The 4,819-nt window shown below is 63.2% G+C and carries 5 protein-coding genes; 3 read left to right on the top strand and 2 right to left on the bottom strand.

Annotated features, from left to right (window positions below):
- Positions 1-395: 395 nt before the first annotated feature.
- Entirely contained in the window at positions 396-1,130 is a 735-nt protein-coding gene (locus tag AX702_RS21340; RefSeq protein ID WP_017980752.1) for an SDR family NAD(P)-dependent oxidoreductase, read from the top strand.
- A gap of 53 nt (positions 1,131-1,183) precedes the next feature.
- Here AX702_RS21340 and AX702_RS21910 read toward each other — a convergent pair whose 3' ends face one another.
- Complete coding sequence (locus tag AX702_RS21910) at positions 1,184-1,381, bottom strand: integrase core domain-containing protein (protein WP_081609168.1); 198 nt, start codon at positions 1,379-1,381, stop codon at positions 1,184-1,186.
- 204 nt (positions 1,382-1,585) lie between these two features.
- Positions 1,586-2,692 (bottom strand): CaiB/BaiF CoA transferase family protein, encoded by a 1,107-nt coding sequence (locus tag AX702_RS21335; protein WP_017980753.1) that lies wholly within the window; start codon positions 2,690-2,692, stop codon positions 1,586-1,588.
- 250 nt (positions 2,693-2,942) lie between these two features.
- Here AX702_RS21335 and AX702_RS21330 point away from each other — a divergent pair, with 250 nt between their 5' ends.
- Together AX702_RS21330 and AX702_RS21325 are read left to right on the top strand one after the other, a co-directional pair.
- Entirely contained in the window at positions 2,943-4,487 is a 1,545-nt protein-coding gene (locus tag AX702_RS21330; RefSeq protein WP_017980754.1) for a class I adenylate-forming enzyme family protein, read from the top strand.
- 35 nt (positions 4,488-4,522) lie between these two features.
- A partial coding sequence (locus AX702_RS21325) for an enoyl-CoA hydratase/isomerase family protein (protein WP_197420715.1) occupies positions 4,523-4,819 on the top strand: 297 nt, incomplete at its 3' end.

Below are 4,819 nucleotides of genomic sequence, written 5' to 3'. Positions count from 1 at the left end.
GAAGGGGGTCCCTTTTGCACGCCGATAGGGGGTCCTTTTTGGACGCCGATTGACAATCTCCGGGCGCGGCATGGCGAGCGGCCATCACGATAGCCGCTCGCATTCGGTTCCGGTCAGGCAAGCGATGTTCGATCGGCCTCGGCGGATCGCTGCACTCGAACCAGTCCATAGCGAATGGATACGATGCAGATGGCATCTCAGGGTGGACGGGCCACCCTTCAAGATTAGTGACGTGTCGACGGTGAAGGCGGCAGTGTCTGCGTTCAATTCGAGAGACCCGGGTAATAGGTGTCGATCGTCTCCAGAAGGAATCATTTCACTATGGGAATTGCGAGTATACATCCGCTGTTCGACGCTGTCTTCGAGGGCGCATCACTCGCCGCGAGTGTCGGATCATGAGCGGTCGGCTGGCTGGACGGCGCTTCATCGTCACGGGGGCCGCCTCGGGTATCGGACGCGCGACGGCCGAACTGTTCGCCCGGGAAGGCGCAAGGCTTGCGCTCATCGACCGTACGGCTGACGGCGTGCAGGCGGTGGCGGATGCGGTGTCTGCAGTGGCATTCGCTGCGGACATCGCGGATCGCAAGGCGGTGATCCGATGCGTCGCGGACGCCGTCGTCGCAATGGACGGCCTCGATGGCGTCGTCAATGTCGCCGGGATCCACCGCCTCAGGCTGATCGAGGACGCTACCGATGAGGATTGGGATGAGGTCCTGGCCGTCAATCTGACTGGTCCCTACACGCTCATCCAGGCCGCGCTCCCGCATCTGAGAAACAGCGACAAACCGACCATCGTCAACATCTCGTCGGGGACTGCGTTGATGCCAACGCTGAATGGCATGTCGGCCTATGTCGCTTCGAAAGGTGGGCTAGTTTCGCTGTCAAAGGCCTTGGCCTTTGAATTGGCGCCAAAGATCCGCGTAAACGTGATCTGTCCAGGATCTGTTGTGACTGGACTGCTCTCACCCGAACATGTGAAGTTCGCCGAGTCCGAGGCATCGCCCTATGCCCTCAGGCGCAGCGCGGACCCGATGGAAGTCGCGAATGGCATTCTCTATCTCAGCTGCGAGGAATCGTCCTACGTCACCGGGGTTGCGTTGGCGATCGACGGCGGGCGCACCTTTCATTGATGGGTGTAGATCGACGTCGAACCTGAAATCCGGTGTTTGACGGTCCCCGGTTTTCATCCGGGCGTGATGCGAGCGTCCGGCCTGCATTCGCCGGGGTTAACCCAAGCGGATGCAGCATATTCCACTGGCGTCGGCCAGCCAAGAGCCGTGTGAGGACGGCTCTTGTTATGCTCCCGTCGCCAAGCCTCGATCTTCGCCCGGGCGTCCGCCAGCGACAGCAACCGATGGCTGTTCAGGCACTCGGCGCGCAGACAGGTCGCTTATCCGCCTTTCAGCTGTCTGGGCGCACTGTGGTGCGGCTGTCAATTGCTGCAAACTTGCTCGGTCCAATTACGAAACGGTCGATGTGTCTGCTTATGAGCAGGTCCGCAAGACGGAAATGCGACCTCGACGCGCTTGGCGCTACCGCGCTGATAGCACCTTCTAGACGACTTCCGCCTCGCAGCCTGCTATTGTTAACAACCTCGCCATTCGGTAACGATCGACCCCGGCTGATGGGCGTCGGCGGAACGACTGCTCGAAATGGCGGGCGGCGTCTTCGAGAAACGCGGTGCCGGCACAGTTTGCGCAACGCCATTGATACTTCGATAGATCTGTCTCGCGGCGATATGCGGGTGCGATGCGGCCTCGTCCGGATCGAGCACCGGGGCAAAGCAGGCGTCGGACCCTTCCAGTAGCGCCGACCATTCCTCGCGCGTACGCTGTCGGAACAACGCCTCGAACCGTCGCGTGAGATCGGGCCAGCGCGCGGGATCGTAGCCGTCGGTGAAATCGGGGTCGTCCCCGAGCCCGAGTTTCTCGCGCAGCAGCGCATAGAACCTGGGTTCCAGCGATCCAACCGATACGAACCGATCGTCTGCGCAGCGATAGGTCGCATACCAGTGCGGACCATCCAGGATACTGCGGCCTCGATCACTGACGAAATGCCCGGCCGCCTTCAAGCTGAGCAGCAGATTCATAAGGTGCGCGCTTCCGTCGACGATCGCGGCATCCACGACCTGGCCACGCCCGGTCGCGCGCGCAGATAGAATGGCGGCGAGCAGACCGACTGCAAGATAGAGCGCGCCCCCGCCTAGGTCGCCGACCAAACTGGGCGGCGCGACCGGAGGCGAGCCGGGTTGACCCGCGTACCATAGTGCCCCCGACAGCGCGATGTAGTTGATGTCGTGACCCGCCGCCTGCGCGAGCGGGCCGTCCTGTCCCCAACCGGTCATCCGCCCGAACACCAGCGCCGGATTGCGGGCCAGGCACGGTTCGGGCCCGAGACCGAGCCGTTCCATGACCCCGGGGCGCATCCCTTCGATCAGAGCGTCGCAGTGCTCGATCAAGTCGAGGACGGTCGCTACGCTGTCGGGCTGTTTCAGGTCGAGGTGGACGAACCGCTTGCCCCGGTCGAGGATCGACGCGCTGCCTAAGTCGATCGCGTCGGGGCTTGGTGCCGGGCGATCCACGACCACGACGTCGGCGCCGAGATCGGCGAGCAGCATGCCGCAGAATGGGGCCGGGCCGATCCCGGCAATCTCGATTACGCGTATGCCGGCGAGCGGCCCGTGACCCTTCATGCGCTGTCCTCTACCTCGATCGACCACATTTCTGTGGGCTAGAGCTGTGTCGTGTCATTTCGTCCGCTCGAACAAATATGAAAAAGGGGAATACGGTTCGAACCCAATGAATTGGACAGCGCGACGACATCGTCCGATCCGGGATGACAAAGACTGACACTGCGTGTGCGGAGAGGCTGATGGCAACGATCCGGACTGACCTGGGCTACAATCTGCACGCCTGCCCCTTCGGCGTTCGGCGGCGCTGACGATGGAACTACGCAGCCAGTTGCGCCGAGCAGCCAGCCACTTCGCGTCCCGCGAGGCACTGGTGCACGGCGACCGTCGCTTCACGTTCGCCGGCGCCTGGTCGCGGGGCGTCCGCCTTGCCAATGCGCTGGCCGATACCGGCCTGCGGCCCGGCGACAAGATCGCGACGCTCGAGAAGAATTCGATCGAAGCCGCCGACATCTTTCTCGCGGCGGCCATCGGCAATTTCGTTCGCGTGCCGCTTTATGCCCGCAATCGCCGCGAATCCCATGCCCACATGATGCGCAGCACAGGTTGCCGGCTCGCGCTGGTCGATGCGGCGCTACGACCCGAAGTCGCTGGCTTGAACGAGGAACTACCGGACCTCGACCGGCTGATCGTGCGCGATGCGGACTACGAGCGCTGGCTCGACCAGGCATCAGACAGAGATCCCGATCCGGCAATCAAGCCCGACGACCTGTGCGTCATACGCCATACCGGCGGCACGACCGGCGCTCCGAAGGGGGTCGCGTACACGCACCGCAGTTGGATGACGATCTGCGCGGGCTTCCAAGCGGTCGGGCCACGACCGGACCCCGGGTCGACGGTACTGCACGTCGGCCCCTTGTCGCATGCGTCCGGATTCATGTTCTCGCCGTATTGGGCGATCGGTGGCCGCAACATCATGATGGACGCCTTCGATCCCGAGAGCTTTCTCGAGATTCTGGCACGCGAGAACGTCGGCTATGCCTTCGTTGCGCCAACCATGCTGAACGCGATCGTCCACCACGGCAATCCGCGAGGCCATGCCTTTCCCCAACTGAAATGCCTGCTCAGCGCCTCCGCGCCGGTGTCGGAAGCGACGCTACGCCGTTCCTGCACGATCTTCGGCGACGAGGTGCTGCACACCGCCTATGGCCAGACCGAGATCCTGCCCGTGACATCGCTTGGGCCGAAGGAATGGTTCGGCCAGACCGAGGGATCGACCCCGCTTCAGTCGGTCGGCCGCGCGATGCCCTTTGTCGATCTCGAGATACGCGATGCCGAAGGGCGCGCGCTGGGCCCCGACGAACCGGGCGAAATCGTTGCCCGGTTCGAGAACGGCCAGATGCAGGGGTTTTGGGATGATCCCGAGGAAACGTCGCGACGCATGGTCGACGGGTGGGTGAAGACCGGCGACATCGGCCGGGTCGACACCAACGGATTTCTTTACTTGCTGGATCGCGCAAACGACCTGATCGTCTCTGGCGGCTACAATATCTATCCGGCCGAGATCGAGAACGTCATTGCCGATCACCCGCTGGTGGTTGCCGCCGCCGTTTTCGGCATCCCGCACGAAAAATGGGGCGAAACCCCCCTGGCGGTGGTCGTCGTCGCACCGGACACGCAGATCTCCGAACAGGATATCATCGATCTGGTCAGTCAACGGCTGGGTTCGTTCAAAAAGCCTGCGCAGGTCGTCTTCACGACTGAGCCGCTGCCGCTGAGCAACGTCGGCAAGGTGCTGCGATCAAAACTTCGCGAGCCCTATTGGGCCGGCCACGCCAGTCGCATCTCCGGCGCGTGAGCGCTGTCCTGCCCGAAAATTCCGCGGAGCCACTCATGTCGTTCGAGAATATCACCGTAGAAACGCGCGGGCCCGCTTCTTGGGTGTACCTGAATCGGCCGCAGGCGCTAAACAGCCTCACGCTCGGGCTGGCGCACGACCTTGAGGCCGCTATCGAAGCGGCCGAAGCCGATCCGTCGGTGCGCACGTTCGTCATCAGCGGGGTCGGACGCGCCTTCTGCGCGGGTGCCGACCTGCGGGCGATCCGTGCCGGCGATACCCCTATCAGCACCGGTCTCGCGCATTTCCTCGGCGAGTTGGGCCGTGTGTTCACGCGGATCGAAGCATCGCGG

Source organism: Sphingomonas sp. CCH5-D11, from assembly GCF_001557395.1.
GTDB lineage: Bacteria > Pseudomonadota > Alphaproteobacteria > Sphingomonadales > Sphingomonadaceae > Sphingomonas.
The sequence above is the reverse complement of the archived record's forward strand: the minus strand, read 5'-3'. Positions and strand labels throughout refer to the sequence as shown.

Coding starts and splice junctions, on each gene's coding strand:
- AX702_RS21340 (WP_017980752.1), top strand. CDS start 396: ATGAGCGGTCGGCTGGCTGGACGGCGCTTCATCGTCACGGGGGCCGCC.
- AX702_RS21335 (WP_017980753.1), bottom strand. CDS start 2,692: ATGAAGGGTCACGGGCCGCTCGCCGGCATACGCGTAATCGAGATTGCC.
- AX702_RS21330 (WP_017980754.1), top strand. CDS start 2,943: ATGGAACTACGCAGCCAGTTGCGCCGAGCAGCCAGCCACTTCGCGTCC.